At 72.5% G+C, this 2,122-nt stretch carries 2 protein-coding genes; both read right to left on the bottom strand.

What is annotated here, in order from left to right; all coding sequences use genetic code 11:
- Positions 1-262: 262 nt before the first annotated feature.
- The gene (locus ACFV0O_RS41435; RefSeq protein WP_380350255.1) at positions 263-535 is read right to left on the bottom strand and encodes a hypothetical protein; all 273 of its coding nucleotides are present in this window, start codon (positions 533-535) and stop codon (positions 263-265) included.
- 72 nt (positions 536-607) lie between these two features.
- A complete protein-coding gene (locus tag ACFV0O_RS41430) occupies positions 608-1,909 on the bottom strand; it encodes a hypothetical protein (protein WP_380350252.1) in 1,302 nt (433 codons plus the stop codon).
- Between the last annotated feature and the right edge of the window lie 213 nt (positions 1,910-2,122).

The raw sequence follows: 2,122 nt of genomic DNA, 5'->3' as shown, positions 1-2,122 counted from the left end.
CAACAACCAAACTACTATATATTTGTCTCTACTCCCCCCCCCCCCGGGCCCGGCACACACCCCGCCCGCCCGTCCCCCCCCCCCCCCCGGGGGCCCCCACCTCGTTCGCGTTCGCGGCCCGTACCCGCCGGTTACCGCCGACGCCGTAGGACTCGGCCCTCCCGGAACCCCTCGGTGCCGTCCGGCCCGTCGACCGCCACCATCGGGAATCCGGCGCTCAAGGCCTCGCCGCCGATATCACGGCTGCGGCCCGGAGGCCCGTTCACACCGGGGCGGTCCCGGGGCCCTCCGGTGTCCGCACGAGGAGGTGCTCCCAGCCGCGGGCCCGGGCCTCGGCGGGGGTCGCCGGCCGCGTGAGCAGGTCGGCCGTCAGGAACGCGGGCTCCTGCCCGTTCTCGCCGGGAGGCGTCCAGCGGCCGGCCATGCACTCCTCGCACTCCAGCAGGAGCCGGCCGGTGTCGGTGTCGACGCTCAGGACGACCAGCCCGTTGGAGCAGCACCAGCACCCGACACTGCTCACGAGCAGCTCGGCCATGGTCCTTACCTCCGTCCGTCGGCGGTGCCCGATCCTACCGACGGGTCCAGCCGCCGTTCACCCGGCCGTCCGTCAGTCGGTCCGTCGGTCCGTCGGTCCGTCGGTCAGGGAGTCGGTGCCGGAGCCGGAACCGGGCACGTAGTGCGCGAGGTAGGCGACGAGTTCCGGATCGAGTTCGCCGGCCCGCGCCCTGTCGTGGATCGCGGCGGCAAGTCTCGCCTCGGTCAGGAACCGGTAGGCGAAGTGCTCGACGCTCGGCGCGGTCCAGAAGATCTCCCGGCCCGGTGTGACGATCTCGCCGTCGGGCCCGTGGCAGGGTTCCGGTTCCCGGGTGAAGTCCCGGGCGGAGCAGACGACGCCGGACTGCCCGTCGTGGTGCAGGTAGAGGTACCACAGGACGCAGCTCTGCTGGTCGCGGAAGAAGAGCACCATGCGGTCGGCCGGATCGACGGGGCTGGGCAGCGGGCCGGCCACGTCGGTCCAGCAGCCACCGCCCTCGCGGTCGAGGCAACGGTGCAGGTTGGCACGGGTGATCAACGCCAGGAAGTCTGCGGGGAGCGTGAGGCCGACTGCGGCGAGTTCGGCCGCGATCGGGTCCGTCACGGCGGTGCGGTGGTCGAGCGGGTCACCGGTGTCGCCGAACCAGGCGAAGTCGCCGACGAAGGACTCCTCGTCCAGCGGCGGGATCGTGTCGAGGGGGTAGGCCCGGAACCAGGCGAAGGTGCGTCCCTGCTTGTCGTACGGCCGGTAGGGGCCGATCCCGCACCCGGCCCAGAACGCCGGGAGGCGCACCGCGGCGGGGCCGTCGCCGATCCGACGGAATCCGTACTCGGCGGGCGCGTGCGCAGGGGGTCCGGGGGAAGCCGTGAGGACGCGCGTCCTCCGTCCGGGCCCGGTCGGCGTCGGGGGCAGCCGCACGTCCGGTCGGCCGAGTTCGTCCGCGGGCCGGACGTATCCGGGCTGGTCCTCGGGGCGGGGCCGGGGTGCGGCCGGGACGCTGACCCGGAAGCCTGCCCGTCGTTCCTCGGGCCACCGCGCATCGATGGCGAGGGCGGCGGCCGTGCAGTCCGGGCAGGCGTCGAGGAAGTCGCCCCACGTGCCGAACTGGGAGCCGGTCATGTCCGGCTTCTCGATCCCGCAGAGCGTCCGGTGGAGGAAGCCGTAGGCGTGCCGGTCGGCGTCCGGCAGCATGTCCGTCCAGGCCGCTTCCCACCGGATGTCCCAGGGGCTGTGATCGGGACGGTAGGCCTCGTGGTCCGGGGTCCCGATCAGGGTCACCGCGTGGCACCAGGTGCAGAGCCAGAACTCCCGGCACCACCGGGACGGCGGGCGGTCCCACGTCGTCATCTCGTGTTCGCAGACGTCACAGTGCACGGCGGGATCATGCCATCCGCCGCGCGGTCGGCCCGCTCCGGGCCGCCGTCCCGACGGTTCGGTGCAGGGTCGCTGACCTGCTAATGTTCTTCCTGTCGCGAGGGAGAACGATTCCTCTCCAGGCGTCAGCGGTGCTACCAGAGCACGTCCTACTTTCAGTAGGAAGAGTCCGTGCAACCCGGGCCTGGCGCTCCACAGTTCGGACGAGGTCCG

It is taken from the genome of Kitasatospora sp. NPDC059577, from assembly GCF_042735475.1.
Classification (GTDB): Bacteria; Actinomycetota; Actinomycetes; order Streptomycetales; family Streptomycetaceae; genus Kitasatospora.
This window is presented reverse-complemented; position numbering and strand designations above follow the sequence as displayed.